The organism is Sulfitobacter alexandrii (assembly GCF_001886735.1).
Lineage (GTDB): Bacteria > Pseudomonadota > Alphaproteobacteria > Rhodobacterales > Rhodobacteraceae > Sulfitobacter > Sulfitobacter alexandrii.
On record NZ_CP018076.1, the window covers coordinates 337,777 to 351,621 of the forward strand.

At 63.5% G+C, this 13,845-nt stretch carries 16 protein-coding genes; 11 read left to right on the forward strand and 5 right to left on the reverse strand.

Translation table 11 applies throughout. The features are described 5' to 3' along the window. The first annotated feature begins 42 nt into the window (after nucleotides 1-42). Entirely contained in the window at nucleotides 43-372 is a 330-nt protein-coding gene (locus BOO69_RS01705) for a DUF1491 family protein (protein WP_071969742.1), read from the forward strand. Continuing rightward, nucleotides 372-1,097: a DNA repair protein RecO gene (gene recO / locus BOO69_RS01710; RefSeq protein ID WP_071969744.1), complete on the forward strand. Its 726-nt coding sequence runs from the start codon at nucleotides 372-374 to the stop codon at nucleotides 1,095-1,097. Before BOO69_RS01705 ends, recO begins: the two co-directional genes overlap by 1 nt. Here the strand turns inward: recO and BOO69_RS01715 are convergent. Further along, nucleotides 1,081-1,479: an META domain-containing protein gene (locus BOO69_RS01715; protein WP_071969746.1), complete on the reverse strand. Its 399-nt coding sequence runs from the start codon at nucleotides 1,477-1,479 to the stop codon at nucleotides 1,081-1,083. The two genes, recO and BOO69_RS01715, sit on opposite strands and share 17 nt — an antisense overlap. Next, nucleotides 1,476-2,003: a TetR/AcrR family transcriptional regulator gene (locus BOO69_RS01720; protein WP_071969748.1), complete on the reverse strand. Its 528-nt coding sequence runs from the start codon at nucleotides 2,001-2,003 to the stop codon at nucleotides 1,476-1,478. Before BOO69_RS01720 ends, BOO69_RS01715 begins: the two co-directional genes overlap by 4 nt. Before the next feature lie 142 nt (nucleotides 2,004-2,145). Here BOO69_RS01720 and BOO69_RS23355 point away from each other — a divergent pair, with 142 nt between their 5' ends. Together BOO69_RS23355 and BOO69_RS23360 are read left to right on the forward strand one after the other, a co-directional pair. Continuing rightward, nucleotides 2,146-2,781 (forward strand): MFS transporter, encoded by a 636-nt coding sequence (locus BOO69_RS23355; RefSeq protein WP_237267539.1) that lies wholly within the window; start codon nucleotides 2,146-2,148, stop codon nucleotides 2,779-2,781. 44 nt (nucleotides 2,782-2,825) lie between these two features. Beyond that, a complete protein-coding gene (locus BOO69_RS23360; RefSeq protein ID WP_237267540.1) occupies nucleotides 2,826-3,338 on the forward strand; it encodes a hypothetical protein in 513 nt (170 codons plus the stop codon). Nucleotides 3,339-3,356: 18 nt separating this feature from the next. On the opposite strand, the gene BOO69_RS01730 is transcribed toward BOO69_RS23360, so the two are convergent. Together BOO69_RS01730 and BOO69_RS01735 are read right to left on the reverse strand one after the other, a co-directional pair. Further along, nucleotides 3,357-5,045, reverse strand: coding sequence for an acyl-CoA dehydrogenase family protein (locus BOO69_RS01730; protein WP_071969750.1), 1,689 nt, complete (start codon nucleotides 5,043-5,045; stop codon nucleotides 3,357-3,359). 272 nt (nucleotides 5,046-5,317) lie between these two features. Beyond that, a complete protein-coding gene (locus BOO69_RS01735) occupies nucleotides 5,318-5,701 on the reverse strand; it encodes a helix-turn-helix domain-containing protein (protein WP_257786725.1) in 384 nt (127 codons plus the stop codon). Between the two features lie 102 nt (nucleotides 5,702-5,803). On the opposite strand from BOO69_RS01735, the gene BOO69_RS01740 reads away from it, so the two are divergent. Beyond that, entirely contained in the window at nucleotides 5,804-6,784 is a 981-nt protein-coding gene (locus BOO69_RS01740; protein ID WP_237267542.1) for a helix-turn-helix domain-containing protein, read from the forward strand. A 101-nt stretch (nucleotides 6,785-6,885) separates the two neighbouring features. After that, on the forward strand, nucleotides 6,886-7,593 hold the full coding sequence (locus tag BOO69_RS01745) for a hypothetical protein (RefSeq protein WP_071969754.1): 708 nt from the start codon (nucleotides 6,886-6,888) through the stop codon (nucleotides 7,591-7,593). A gap of 107 nt (nucleotides 7,594-7,700) precedes the next feature. Here BOO69_RS01745 and BOO69_RS01750 read toward each other — a convergent pair whose 3' ends face one another. Continuing rightward, complete coding sequence (locus tag BOO69_RS01750) at nucleotides 7,701-9,299, reverse strand: phosphoenolpyruvate carboxykinase (protein WP_071969756.1); 1,599 nt, start codon at nucleotides 9,297-9,299, stop codon at nucleotides 7,701-7,703. Nucleotides 9,300-9,680: 381 nt separating this feature from the next. On the opposite strand from BOO69_RS01750, the gene BOO69_RS01755 reads away from it, so the two are divergent. The 5 genes from BOO69_RS01755 to BOO69_RS01775 are packed head-to-tail and all read left to right on the forward strand — an operon-like array spanning nucleotide 9,681 to nucleotide 13,838. Beyond that, nucleotides 9,681-10,382, forward strand: a complete 702-nt coding sequence (locus BOO69_RS01755; RefSeq protein ID WP_071969758.1) for a response regulator transcription factor — start codon at nucleotides 9,681-9,683, stop codon at nucleotides 10,380-10,382. Nucleotides 10,383-10,415: 33 nt separating this feature from the next. Then, entirely contained in the window at nucleotides 10,416-12,107 is a 1,692-nt protein-coding gene (locus BOO69_RS01760) for a sensor histidine kinase (RefSeq protein ID WP_071973585.1), read from the forward strand. Between the two features lie 38 nt (nucleotides 12,108-12,145). Then, entirely contained in the window at nucleotides 12,146-12,535 is a 390-nt protein-coding gene (locus tag BOO69_RS01765; protein WP_237267543.1) for an HPr kinase/phosphorylase, read from the forward strand. After that, the gene (gene rapZ, locus BOO69_RS01770; RefSeq protein ID WP_071969762.1) at nucleotides 12,532-13,449 is read left to right on the forward strand and encodes an RNase adapter RapZ; all 918 of its coding nucleotides are present in this window, start codon (nucleotides 12,532-12,534) and stop codon (nucleotides 13,447-13,449) included. Before BOO69_RS01765 ends, rapZ begins: the two co-directional genes overlap by 4 nt. Continuing rightward, nucleotides 13,446-13,838, forward strand: a complete 393-nt coding sequence (locus tag BOO69_RS01775; protein WP_071969764.1) for a PTS sugar transporter subunit IIA — start codon at nucleotides 13,446-13,448, stop codon at nucleotides 13,836-13,838. The genes rapZ and BOO69_RS01775 overlap by 4 nt, the downstream gene beginning before the upstream one ends. Nucleotides 13,839-13,845 lie beyond the last annotated feature (7 nt).

Below are 13,845 nucleotides of genomic sequence, written 5' to 3' on the forward strand. Positions count from 1 at the left end.
GCCGGAAGCGTGTATTTTTGGAACAATGAACCCGGAGGTCCCGTGCCTCGGCTGACCGCGCGCTTCTGGGTCGACGCCTATCTGACGCGTTTGCGGCTGCACGACATCCCGGCGTTCGTCGTGGCGCACGGTGACGACACGGGCGGTGCAGTTCTGATCAAGCTGGCGACATTGGACGGGGCGGCGGTGCTGTTCCAGCGGTCCTTCGACCTTGCGACCGGCGAACGGCGGTGGGTCGAGCTGGCCAGCGGCCCGGAGGTCGACGTGGATGCGACCGTGTCGCGCCAGCGTGGTTTCGACCCGGACATCTGGGTGATCGAGGTGGAGGACCGGCAGGGTCGTCACCTGCTTGACGAGGAAGGGCTGGGTTGATGGAATGGCGTGACCGGGGTATCCTGCTGGGCCTGCGCCGCCACGGAGAGACCTCGGCCATCATCGAGATGTTCACCCCGACCCAGGGGCGGCACCTGGGTGTCGTGCGCGGCGGGACCAGTCGCAAGATCGCCCCGCACCTGCAGCCCGGTGCGCAGCTCGACGTGGCGTGGCGCGCCCGGCTGGAAGACCATATCGGTGCCTTCACCGTGGAGCCGGTGCGCAGCCGTGCGGCGCTGGTGATGTCCGACCGGCTGGCCCTGGCCGGGCTGAACGCGGTGACCGCGATCCTCGCCTTTTGCCTGCCCGAGCGGGAGGCGCACCCGGCGCTATATACCCGGACCGAAAGACTGCTGGATCTTCTGGGGCAGAACGACATCTGGCCGCTGGCCTACCTTCAGTGGGAGGTGGGGCTGCTGGAAGAGATGGGATACGGGCTGGACCTGTCCGCCTGCGCCGTGACCGGGGCAACCGAGGATCTGATCTATGTCTCGCCGCGGACGGGACGCGCGGTTTCGGCGAAGGGGGCGGGCGACTGGGCCGACCGGTTGCTGCCGTTGCCCGACGTCCTGCGCGGCGAGGGCGCGGCGGAGGATGTCGAGATCGCCGTGGCCCTGCGAACCACCGGTCATTTCCTCGAGGCGCATCTGGCGCGCGCACTGGGCGACAAGCCCCTGCCGGAGGCGCGCGCGCGCTTCATCGACGCGTTCAGCCGTCAGCTTTGAAGGTCAGCAGCGCGCCGTCCTCGTCCGACAGGATCAGCGTGTCGCCGGTCACCTCGGACAGCGTCGCTGCCTCCAGCATCGTGAAGAACGCGCTTTCTGCGGCAAGATCTGGGCAGGCGCGGCGGGTGCTGGCGATCGGCCCGGCATCGAATCCGGGGTAGGGCGCGATATTCGAGGTGGAGTAGCTGTTGCACGGACCTTCGCCGGCGATCCTGCCCTCCTCGGGAAAGCTGAGCGTCGCGCGTGCGTCGAAGGGAGCGCCCTGAAGGGTCACGAGCCGCCATTCACGGTCCGCGCCACCGTGCCCGCGCACCGTTTCGTCACGGTCGCAGGCCCCGAGGATCAGAAGGGCGGTCAGGGGAAGGAGAAAACGCAGGATCATTCGAGTGCCAGAACCGTATCGACGAGTATTTCATATGCATCCGCCGCGCTGTCCGCGTCCGGGGCGGCGACCTGCGGCAGGCCCACGAGGGCGGCAAGCAGCGCGCGCGCGAAGTCGGGGTTACCGAGGCCGAGTTGCCGCAGGAGGGTTTCCAGATAGGACAGGCGCGCGTCGTCCACCCGCGCCAGCGCGCGACCGACTTCGGGCAGGGACTGCGCCCAGAGCCGCAGGGAAGGTTCGGTCGGATCCGCCAGCATGCCCCGGCCGAAGTCGCGCAGGCGGCGGTCGGCGGCGCCATCCTGTCCGGTCAGCGCATCGAGCCGGCGCAGTGCGTCGTGTTGCCAGCGCGCGAGAAGTTCCGCGTGATAGGCGGGAACGTCCTTGAAATGCCAGTAGAACGACCCCTTGGTGGTGCCCAGCCTGCGGGCCAGCGGTTCGGCGGCCAGCGCCTGCGGGCCCGCCTGCCGCAGGGCATCGAACCCTGCCGCGATCCAGCTGTCGGAATTGAGTCGGGTCGTGGACATATGCAATTGGATAGGCGCGTGCCGGCCCAGAGACAAGCGGCGCCCGGACACATTGTTTCCGACACGCGATTTGTCGCGTAATGCCGCGACACCACGGTCCGCCGGTGATCAATAGCTGGGCATGATATCGCCCAAAGCCCCCTTGCCGCTGACCCACCTGCCGCTGCCGCAGGTCCGGGATTTTGCCATTCTCTCCGGTCTGGAGGCCGGTGTGCGGGGCATGTTGCTTTCGGTCATGCCACTGGTGATCTACCGCTCCTACCCGGACGCGGCCCTCGTCAGCTGGATCTACCTGGGGGTGGGGATCGTGTCCTTGCTGTTCGGGTTGCTTGTGCCATCGCTGGCCGCGCGCTGGTCGCGGCGGTGGATGTACACGCTGGGAACAGGTTTCTACCTGCTGGGCATCGCGCTTGCGTTGACCGGGGTGCCGGTGCTGACCGCGCTCGCACTGGGGACGCTGAGCCTTGCGACCGTCACCTGCGCGGTCTGTCTCAATGCCTACGTGCTGGACTACGTGGGGCGCACCAGCCTCGGGCGGTCCGAGTCCATGCGGTTGCTGTTCAGCGCGCCAAGCTGGGTGATCGGGCCGATCACGGGGGTTTGGCTGCTGAACTGGTGGGCGCCCGCGCCCTTCATCGCGGCGGGCGTCTTCGCGCTGTGCCAGGTCACGATTTTCTGGAGGCTGCGGCTGGGTAACGGCAAGATGATCGTCCGGGCGCGATCGCAGGCCCCCAGCCTCTCGCCTATCTCGGCAGGTTCCTGCAACAGCCGCGGCTGATCGCGGGATGGCTGTTCGCGGTGATCCGGTCCTGCGGTTGGTGGGTGTATATCGTCTATTTGCCGATCTATTGCGTGGAAAACGGGTTGGGCAATGCCGTGGGCGCGGCGGCGCTGTCGGCGTCGAACATGACCCTTTTCGCCGCCCCTCTGCTGATGGTGCTGGTGCGGCGGATCGGGGTTCGGAACGCGGTCAGCGGTGCCTTTGCGGTCGGCGGTGCCTTCTTCATCGGAGGATGGGCGCTGACGGTGTCGCCCTGGATGGTGGTGGCGAGTCTTTACCTGGCTTCGGTCCTGCTGATCATGCTGGATGTCTGCGGATCGCTGCCCTTTCTGATGGCGGTGAAACCATCGGAGCGCACGGAGATGTCGGCGGTCTATTCGAGCTATCGGGATGCATCGGGCATCGTCACCCCGGCGGTGGCCGGGGTGGTGCTTATCGCGATGCCGATCGCCGGTCTGTTCGCGGTGTGCGGCGGCGGTATGCTGTGGGCTGCATGGCTGGCGCGGGGATTGCACCCGCGCCTTGGTCAGGTTCGGCCGCAGTTCGCGGCCTGAGGGGCTGTCGCGCCCCGATCAGCCAAGAAGACGGCGCGCGATGACCTGGGCCTGGATCTCTGCCGCCCCCTCGAAGATGTTCAGAATGCGGGCATCGCAGAGAACCCGGCTGATCTTGTACTCGAGCGCGAAACCGTTGCCGCCATGGATCTGAAGACCGTTGTCGGCGGCAGCCCAGGCGACGCGCGCGCCGAGCAGCTTGGCCATGCCCGCTTCGACATCGCAGCGCCGGCCCTCGTCCTTTTCGAAGGCGGAAAAATAGGTGAGCTGTCGTGCCACCATGATCTCGACCGCCATCATCGCCAGCTTCGAGGAGACGCGGGGGAAATTGATCAGGGCCTTGCCGAACTGCTTGCGGTCCTGGGCGTACTGCATGGAAATGTCGAGCGCCGACTGGGCCACGCCAATGGCGCGTGCGGCGGTTTGGATGCGTGCGGATTCGAAGGTCTCCATCAACTGCTTGAAGCCCTTGCCCTCTTCGCCGCCGAGGAGGTTCTCGCCCTTGACGTGGAAGTTGTCGAAGCCCAGTTCGTATTCCTTCATGCCGCGGTATCCCAGGACCTCGATGTCGCCGCCGGTCATGCCGTCGGTCGGGAAGGGGTCGGCATCCGTGCCGGGGGTCTTTTCCGCCAAAAACATGGAAAGACCGCGATAGTCGGTGGTCGACGGATCGGTCCGTGCCAGAAGGGTCATCACATGGGTGCGCGCGGCGTGGGTGATCCAGGTCTTGTTGCCCGTGATCCTGTAGTCGTCGCCATCCCTGGTCGCGCGGGTGCGCAGGCTGCCCAGATCGGAACCGGTATTCGGTTCGGTGAAGACCGCCGTCGGCAGCGTTTCGGCCGAGGCGATGCGGGGCAGCCATTTCTCCTTCTGCTCCGCAGTGCCGCCGGCGATGATCAGTTCCGCTGCGATCTCGGAGCGGGTGCCGAGGGAGCCCACGCCGATATAGCCGCGCGACAGTTCCTCGGAGACGACGCACATGGATGCCTTGGACAGACCCAGCCCGCCGTATTCCTCGGGGATGGTCAGGCCGAAGACACCCATCTCCGCCAGTTCGGTGATGACCTCCATCGGGATCAGTTCGTCCTTCAGGTGCCAGTCGTGGGCGTGGGGTTCGACCTTGTCTACGGCGTAGCGGCGGAACTGTTCGCGAATCATTTCGAGTTCGTCGTCGAGCCCGGTTGCGCCGACGGTGATGTTTGCGGAGTGTTCCTGCATCAGGGCGACCAGCCGCGTGCGCGCGGCCTGCGTGTTGCCGCCCTGTGTCAGGGTCATGATCTCGGTCGCCATCAGGCCGCGGGCGTCTTCCTGCGACAGGCCAAGATCCTGAAGGCGCAGGATCTCGCCCTGGTTCATCTGGATGCCGCCGTAGACCTGCCAGAGGTATTCCCCGAAGGCGATCTGGTGGATCAGCTGTTCGGTCTCGCCGAACTTGCCGTCGCTCTCGAGCGCCTCGGCCCACTTCTGCATCTGGCGCAGGGACTGGGCATATGTCGCCAGCCATGCCAGCCCGTGGGCGGCCGTCTGGTTTTCCTCGATCAGGCTGGCGGAGACGCGGCCATCACTGGTGACCATGTCGCGCACCGCCGTGCGCGCCTTCTCGAGGATATCGTCGACCGGGGCGATCGCGGCGGCGGTAAGCGCCAGCAGGTCCTCGAGTATCACCGGTGCGTTCATAGCTTTCATGTCCTGACCGTCGTGTGGCATATCCGTCGTCCCTTTTCTGCTGGATAGCCACTTAGCGCCTTCGCAGGCGCAGCACAACAAAGATGCAATTTCCTGCGTCAATTTGTTCTAAAATTGCGCGGTCAACTTCCGTGGCCCGCGGGCGGGCTGGCCGTCTGACGGCGAACAATGGATCGGGTGCGCGCAGTCTGGCGCGCCGCCGCCCGGCAGACCTGGGCGCGAAGGTGCGGAAAATGTGACGATGCTTCAGAAAAGTTTTCGAGCAGGGTCTGCCGGGGGGGGGCGGTTGGGAATCAACCTTGCCGTGCGACGGTGACGCCAGCGATGTCTTCGATGAAGGTGACGATCCGGGTCTTGACCGCGTCGTCCTTGATGGCAGCAAGGGCTGACACGATTTCCATGCCGGGATCGGTCTTGGGGGCCGTGTTGGAATTGTCGTGAAGGCCGTCGAAGAAATAGGACGGCGGCACATCGAGGATCTGCGCCAGTTCGAACAGACGGCTGGCCGCGACCCGGTTCGACCCGATCTCGTATTTCTGGATTTGCTGGAACGACAGGTTGAGCTTGCGCGCAACGTCGGTTTGGGAAAGGCGGCGCAATGTGCGTATCTGTTTCAATTTCTTACCAACGTGCGCATCTACTGGATGGGTCATAATTTGGAACCTCTGGTTGAACATACACTTTAATCGCGAGATTCAGGATTCCGTTCAATTGAATAGATTCTGTTATTTTCTGTTCACAAATCTTCAGTGAATGGGTGATAATTGTTGCATTGATGGATGATCCGTTTACGGTTTCCGTTCATGAATGTACCTATGAGCCCCCAGATTCCCGGAAGCGCGCTGGATCTCCCGGAAAATGCGGTCGACGCGCCTCCGCCGGCGCTGCTGTTCGAAATGGTTCGGTCGTTCGTGACCCTTGCCCGCACCCTGAACCTGAGCCACGCGGTGAAGGAGCTGGGGTCGACCCGCCAGACACTGCGACGGCATATTGCGTCGCTCGAAGCGGAGTTGGGCGGCCCCCTCTTCGCGGTGGACGACCGGCGTTACCAGTTGACCGAAAAGGGGGAAGCGAGCCTTGCCGGCGCCAAGGACATCCTCGCGCGGGGCAAGACGTGGCTGCGCGGCGCGTCGTCGGCGCATGGCAACCTGCAGTTCCTGCAGGCCCAGGTGGGCGAGTGGGATTTCTACCAGGAGCAGAAGCCGATGGGCCTGATCTGGGAGGACTCTTCGGTTTTGCTCAGGGAAACCTTCCGGGCCTGGACCATGTCATCCGGTCAAATCGAGAGCCCCAATCTCGCCCATGTGCGGCCATATCTTCTCGTTTACCGCGAATCAGGTGCGGAGTGGATCTGCGTCGAATTCGGGGAACTGTCGGCCTATGTCGGGTGGTTCGGACTGGATTATGCCCGGTCGAGCATCGGCAGACCCATCGCCATGCTACCTGCGGGCGAAGAATTTGGGCACATGCTGAACCAGGCCTTCCACGACGTCCAGGCGACCCAGCTTGCAAGGCTGGATCACGTGTTCACCCGGATGCCCCTGCCGGATGGGTCGGGGTGGGCCCCCATAGCATACCAACGCCTTATGATGTCAGGGTTTTTTCCTGATGGATCGCCCTCCGTGCTGACCCTTGTCGTACCCAGCAAAGAGGTCTCGATCCGCAATCTGGCGCCTGAAAAACTGGCTGATTTGACGGCGCTGGAGACACCGAAATTCGGCAAAAGTGAGGCACGTTTCGAGGAGGAAATCATGACTTGAACGAACCTCGGACATAATTTTGACAAAATCGATTCAATTTACGGGTGTTTTTCTACTTCTTGGCGTATCCTGTGCTCAGGCGGCCAAGGAGACCAATAGACATGACTGTTCAATTCCCGAGCAATGCGGCACCCTTCATTGCGACCAGCGGTAGCATTCTCGACGCGCACAAGATCGAGATCACGATCGGCAGCGACTTTGACATCTACAGCACAGTCATCGAGGAAGAGCGCCCGGCGCAAAAGCTGGGCGATCCGTTCAATCCCGAACTCCACGATCTGAATGCGGAAAACGGGTTTTGGCTGATCGGTCGCAACCAGTTCGGCGAGTTGATTCACACCCAGGCGTTCAAGACCATCAGCCTCTCCGACGTCGCGCTCAGTTCCTATCTGATGCGCAACTTCCAGAAATTCCCGCCCCCCATTCCCGGTGTCGATCTGGGCCGGTCGCGGTACCGCGCCTCGCCCGGGGCGCATCGTATCAGCGGCGAGGCGGTCTATCATGGCGAGGTGTGGATGGCGCCCGACGAGGGCCTGTATCGCGGCACCGGGCTCTCCAGTGTGCTGACCCGCGCGGGTATCCTCGAGGCTGTCGATCGCTGGGATCCGGACTGGATCTTCGGCTTCATGCTGCGCGCCGTGGCCTTCAAGGGGTTCTCGGAGCGGGTGGGCTACATGCACACCGAACCCGGCGCGTTGAAGTGGGCCGTGCACGGCCGCGAACAGCTTCTCGAGGCATTCATGGTCTATCTCAGCCGTGAGGACGCCAAGTTCATGCTGGATATCCCGGTCGAAGAACTGGTCGCCTGATCCGATACCACCTGCCCGAAAGGGCGGGTCCGTCTCTCTCCGCCAAACGAAAAACGCCCTCGCATGAATTGCGGGGGCGTTTCGCTTTCCGTTCCGGTCTGCCGGTGTCAGCCTATGGCCGCCGCCTTCACGTCGTCGTCGATGTGCGCCATGTACTGCTCGAAGTTCTCCGAGAACATGGCGACCAGCTTGGCCGCCTGACGGTCATAGCTTTCGGGATCGTCCCAGGTGCGGCGGGGGTCCAGCAGGATGTCCGGCACACCATCCACCGCCACCGGCACTTCGAAGCCGAAGTTCGGATCCTTGCGATATTTCACGTCCGCAAGGGAGCCTTCGAGCGCGGCGGTAAGGAGATTGCGTGTTGCCTTGATCGGCATCCGGCTGCCGGTACCGTAGGCGCCGCCGGTCCAGCCGGTGTTCACAAGCCAGCATGTCGCGCCGTGCTCGGCGATCTTTTCGCGCAGCAGGCTGCCGTAGACCTCGGGGCGGCGCGGCATGAAGGGCGCGCCGAAGCAGGTGGAGAAGGTCGGTTCGGGTTCCGTCACGCCACGTTCCGTTCCCGCGACCTTGGAGGTGAAGCCGGAGAGGAAGTGGTACATGGCCTGCGCCGGCGTCAGCCGGGCGATCGGTGGCAGAACACCGAAGGCGTCGCAGGTCAGCATGATGATGTTCTTGGGATGGCCGCCTACGGCCTTCTTGCTGGCATTCGAGATGTAATGCAGAGGATAGGCGCAGCGCATGTTCGCGGTCAGGCTGTCATCCTCGAAGTCCAGCTCCTTGGTCTCTTCGTCGTAGACCATGTTCTCGATCACGGTGCCGAATTTCGTCGTGGTGGCATAGATCTCCGGCTCTGCCTCGGGCGAGAGGTTGATCGTCTTGGCGTAGCAGCCGCCTTCGAAGTTGAAGGTGCCGTGATCCGACCAGCCGTGCTCGTCATCGCCGATCAGCGTGCGCTGCGGGTCGGCGGACAGGGTGGTCTTGCCGGTGCCGGACAGGCCGAAGAACACCGCCGTGTCCACCGGATTGCCGGTTGCATGGTTGGCGGAGCAGTGCATCGGCATGATGTTCTTTTCCGGCAGCAGATAGTTGAGCAGGGTGAACACCGACTTCTTGTTCTCGCCTGCGTATTCCGTCCCGCCGATGAGGATCATCTTGCGGTCGAAGTTCATCGCGATGACGGTTTCCGACCGGCAGTCGTGCTTCTTGGGGTCGGCCTGAAAGGTCGGGCAGTTGATGACGGTGAAGTCGGCGATGAAATCGTCGAGGTCGGCACGGTCGGGGCGGCGCAGCATGGTGCGGATGAACAGCCCGTGCCAGGCGAGTTCCGTGATCATGCGCACGTTGATGGCGTGACGGGGGTCCGCGCCGCCGACGAGATCCTGGACGAAGTAGTCCTTCCCCTGCATGTGCGCGATCATGTCGTCATAGAGCGCGTCGAAACCTTCGGGCGACATGGCGGCGTTGTTTTCCCACCAGATCTTGTCCGCCACGCTGTCGGTCTTGACCACGTGCTTGTCCTTGGGCGACCGGCCGGTGAACTTGCCGGTCGTCACCAGGAACGAGCCGCCCTGGCCCAGTGTTCCCTCTTCGCGCTTCAGCGCGGTTTCGATCAGGGCCGGTTCCATCAGGTTGTAATAGACATTGCCCAGGCCCGTGATCTGCTGATCTTCAAGGCGGAACTGCGGGTTTACCCGTCCAAATGTCATGTAATTTCTCCTGCAGGCGCGTTGGGAGTGCGCAAATCAAGGTTGGTCAGGCGGTCTGCCCGCGACCATCTGGGGTCATGCAGCGCCTCTTAGCACGAGGTCTTGAGATATGAACAGGCGGGTTAGGCGACGTTAGCGCCACCATGGCAAACTTTGCCACGAAGCGGGCGGCTGCCCCCCGGACAGGTCGCTTTGGTGGCGGTCTGCGATCGGCGCAACTGCAGGAAAAAGTGCGGCAATTTAGTCATCCCTAACCAAATTGTGGCCGAATTGGGTGAGGAAATGCGGTGATTCGTAGTTAGAGATTGATTCGACCGCCACAATCGGGGTTTTATGGTCGAAAATCAAAAACGAATATTGAGCAGCACAAGGAAGCAGGCAATGTCTAAAATTGCATTGGTTGACGACGACAGGAACATCCTGACGTCCGTCTCGATGACCCTTGAGGCCGAAGGCTTCGAGGTGGAGACCTACAACGACGGGCAAGCGGCGCTGGACGCCTTCAACAAGAAGCTGCCGGACATGGCAGTGCTCGACATCAAGATGCCGCGCATGGACGGGATGGACCTGCTGCAGCGGCTGCGCCAGAAAACCGCGATGCCGGTCATCTTTCTGACGTCCAAGGACGACGAGATCGACGAGGTGCTCGGCCTGCGGATGGGCGCCGACGACTACGTCAAGAAGCCGTTCTCGCAGCGGCTGCTGGTCGAACGCATCCGCGCGCTGCTGCGCCGCCAGGATGCCGTCGAAACCGGCGAGGTCGGCGATACCGAGGAAACCAAGGTGATGGAGCGGGGCGATCTGCGCATGGACCCGCTGCGCCATGCCGTCAGCTGGAAAGGCAAGGAAGTGTCGCTGACCGTGACCGAGTTCCTGCTGCTTCAGGCGCTGGCCCAACGCCCCGGTTTCGTCAAGTCGCGCGATCAGCTGATGGATGTGGCCTATGACGATCAGGTCTACGTCGACGACCGCACCATCGACAGCCATATCAAGCGCCTGCGCAAGAAGATGCGCTCCGCCGACGAGGACTTCTCGGCGATTGAGACACTTTACGGCATCGGCTACAGATACAACGAAGAATAGGGCGGGCCCTTGGCGATCGCCGAAAGGAACTTTGTGCGCGATACGACCACATCCTCGCGGGACGGTGACATCGTTCTGGGCGACGACTGGATCGCGCCGGGCAACGATGCGCCGGAAGAGATGCGGGCGCGGCGGGAACGGCGTGGGCTGTTCTCGCTGCGGTCGTCGCCGTTGACCCGCAAGATCATCACGTTCAACCTGATTGCGCTGAACGTGCTGGTCGCGGGAATTCTCTATCTCAACTCCTCGCGCGACAGCCTTGCCGTGCAGCGCGGCTCGGCGCTCGTATCGGAAAGCGAACTGATCGCGGACGTGTTCGAAGCCCAGCTGCCCGCCAACGCCCCCGTGAACCTGGCAACGGGAGACGGGGTGGATGTCGCCGCGACATTGGCCGCGCTGGATTTGCGCAGCGGCGTGGATGTCTACGTGTACGACACGACCGAAGCCCTGGTGTCGCAGGCCGAGGGTGCGATGGAGACCATCGAAGGCGCCGGCGCCGACGGCGAGCGAACGCTGCTGACAGACGCGCTGAGCTGGTTGTGGGGCAAGCTGTCGGCGCCGTTCGGCAGCCGGGAGAATGCGGAAATCCCGATCGAGGACCGGCTGAAATCCATGATCCCGGCGGTCGCGGAAGGCGGCACGCGGATCGAGAACAACTTCGATGCCGATGGCGGCACCCTGTTCACCGTGATGACGCCGATCCTGCAAAACGGCGAGCCCGTCGGCTATGTTGCTATCGCGTCGGCCGCCGGCGAGATCGACCGGCTTGTCCGCGGGGAGCGCGAGCGCGTTCTGCAGATGTTCGTGATCGCCACGGTGGTTTCCATCGGGCTGAGCCTCGTTCTCGCATCGACCATCGCCAACCCCCTTGCGGACCTGTCCGCGGCAGCGGAGCTCGGGCGCGACCGGAACGCGCGCAAGATGAACCCGGGACGCATCCGCATTCCGGATCTGACCGCCCGGCCGGACGAGATCGGGCGGCTGTCAGGCGCGCTGCGCGGCATGGTTTCGGCGCTCTACAACCGGATCGACAGTAACGAACAATTCGCCGCCGACGTGGCGCACGAGATCAAGAATCCCTTGGCGTCGCTGCGGTCTGCCGTGGGTACACTGCGCATGGTCAAGCGGGACGACCAGCGCGAGAAGCTTCTAGACGTCATCGACCACGACGTGCGGCGGCTGGACCGGCTGGTCAGCGATATCTCCAACGCCTCGCGGCTGGATTCGGAACTGGTCAAGGAGGAGGAAGAACAGTTCAACCTGCTCAAGATGATCGGCAACCTCGGCGAATATCTGGGCGAGGAGGCCAGGAGCAAGGGAATCGACTTCATCACCGACCTGCCGCCCGACCCGATCCTAGTGCACGGGCTCGAGCCGCGGCTGGCACAGGTCTTCGTGAACCTGATCACCAACGCCATTTCCTTCTGCGAGGACGGTGACGCGATCCGGGTCTGGGCGCGCAAGCGCGAGAACCGCGTGCTCGTGGTCGTGGAAGATACCGGCCCCGGCATCCCCGAGCAGGCGCTTTCCAAGATATTCACGCGCTTCTATTCCCAGCGGCCGGAAGAGCATTTCGGCAACAACTCGGGCCTCGGCCTCGCGATTTCCAAGCAGATCGTGGAAGCGCACGGCGGCGTCATCTGGGCCGAGAACATCCGCCCGACCGAAGCCGACATCACCTCTGATCCGCTGGGCGCGCGGTTCGTCGTCGGTCTGCCGACCTGACCCGAAACGACGATATCCTGCACGCCAGCACCGTCCGTGTGGGCGACCTTGGTGTCCTCATCATCGGTCCCTCGGGGGCGGGCAAATCCGCACTGGCGCTGCAGCTGGTCGCGCTTGGCGCGTCGTTGGTGGCAGACGACAGGACACGGCTGTCGCGGCAGGATGGCACGGTCATGGCGGATGTCCCCGAGACGATCGCGGGCCTGATCGAGGCGAGAGGCGTGGGCATATTGCGCCTGCCCCCTGCCGGCCCGACTCCGCTGGCGCTGGTGGTCGACCTCGGCCAGACCGAGCGCGAGAGGATCCCACCGCCACGGTCGCATGATGTGCTCGGACTGGAATTGCCCTGCCTCTACCGCGTCGAGGGGCCGCACTTCGCCGCCGCCATCTTGCTTTATCTGCGGTGCAGCATAAATTCTGCGCCATGAGCGACAGTGATTCAGTCGGGCCCACCGATCCGCGCACCACGCGACCGCATATCGTGCTGGTAACGGGGCAGGCCGGTGCTGGCCGTTCGACAGCCCTCAACGTTCTCGAGGACGCGGGTTTCGAAGCGATCGACAACCTGCCCCTGCGCCTGATGCCGGCCCTTCTGTCCGCGCCGGCCCGTGAAAGCCCGATGGCGCTGGGAATCGACCCGCGCAACCGCGATTTCTCGCTCGATGCGATGATGGACCTGCTGCGCCAGTTGGCGGCGACCCCGGATGTGACCTCTGAGCTGCTTTACCTCGACTGTTCCACCGAAGTGCTCTTGCAGCGGTTTTCCGAAACCCGGCGCCGTCACCCGCTTGCACCGGCAGACAGGCCGGAAGAGGGGATCCGGCGCGAGCGTGACCTGCTTGCGCCGATCCGCAACCGGGCCGACGTTCTGATCGACACCACGTCCTACAGCATTCACCGCCTGCGCGAGGATATCGAGAAGTGGTTCGTGCCCGGCGGCCAGCACCTTCTTGCGGTATCCGTGCAGTCATTTTCCTACAAGCGGGGCGTGCCGCGGGGCGTGGACATCGTCTATGACTGCCGGTTCCTGCGCAATCCGCACTACGACAAGTCACTGAAGGCGCTGAACGGAACCAACGCGGCGGTCGCCGACTACGTCAAGGAGGATGCGCGGTTCGACGGCTTCGCGCAGAAGGTGCTGGACCTGAGCCTTTTCCTGCTGCCGGCCTACCGCGAGGAAGGCAAGTCTCATATCTCCATCGCCTTTGGCTGCACGGGCGGGCAACACCGTTCCGTGACGATGGCCGAAGATCATGCTTTGCGGCTTGCAGAGGCCGGATGGCCGGTGTCAATTAGGCATCGCGAATTGGACCGCCAAAGGATAGCGGAGGCCCCGACTTGATTGGTATCGTGATCGTTGCCCATGGAGGACTGGCACAGGAATACCTGTCTGCCATAGAACATGTCGTCGGGTCGCAGAATGGCGTCCGCGCGATCGCGATCCATGCCGATCACGACCGCGAGGCAAAGCAGAACGAGATCTGCGTCGCCGCGGACGAGGTCGATCAGGGTACGGGTGTCGTGGTGGTGACCGACCTGTTCGGCGGGTCGCCTTCCAACCTGTCGCTGCTGGCCTGCAAGCAGGCCAACCGCCGGATTCTATACGGCGCGAACCTGCCCATGCTCATCAAACTGGCCAAATCCCGCCATTTGGATGTACCGGATGCCGTGCGCGCGGCGCTTGAAGCTGGTAAGAAGTACATCGACAGCCAGAACGTGAGCGCGCATTAGAAAGCCC

What these genes read in the sequence shown, in the direction of transcription:
- BOO69_RS01755 (WP_071969758.1), top strand. Translation starts at nt 9,681, where the DNA reads ATGTCTAAAATTGCATTGGTTGACGACGACAGGAACATCCTGACGTCC.
- BOO69_RS01745 (WP_071969754.1), top strand. Translation starts at nt 6,886, where the DNA reads ATGACTGTTCAATTCCCGAGCAATGCGGCACCCTTCATTGCGACCAGC.
- BOO69_RS01720 (WP_071969748.1), bottom strand. Translation starts at nt 2,003, where the DNA reads ATGTCCACGACCCGACTCAATTCCGACAGCTGGATCGCGGCAGGGTTC.
- BOO69_RS01740 (WP_237267542.1), top strand. Translation starts at nt 5,804, where the DNA reads ATGATCCGTTTACGGTTTCCGTTCATGAATGTACCTATGAGCCCCCAG.
- BOO69_RS01715 (WP_071969746.1), bottom strand. Translation starts at nt 1,479, where the DNA reads ATGATCCTGCGTTTTCTCCTTCCCCTGACCGCCCTTCTGATCCTCGGG.
- rapZ (WP_071969762.1), top strand. Translation starts at nt 12,532, where the DNA reads ATGAGCGACAGTGATTCAGTCGGGCCCACCGATCCGCGCACCACGCGA.
- BOO69_RS01735 (WP_257786725.1), bottom strand. Translation starts at nt 5,701, where the DNA reads ATGTTCAACCAGAGGTTCCAAATTATGACCCATCCAGTAGATGCGCAC.
- recO (WP_071969744.1), top strand. Translation starts at nt 372, where the DNA reads ATGGAATGGCGTGACCGGGGTATCCTGCTGGGCCTGCGCCGCCACGGA.
- BOO69_RS01750 (WP_071969756.1), bottom strand. Translation starts at nt 9,299, where the DNA reads ATGACATTTGGACGGGTAAACCCGCAGTTCCGCCTTGAAGATCAGCAG.
- BOO69_RS01730 (WP_071969750.1), bottom strand. Translation starts at nt 5,045, where the DNA reads ATGCCACACGACGGTCAGGACATGAAAGCTATGAACGCACCGGTGATA.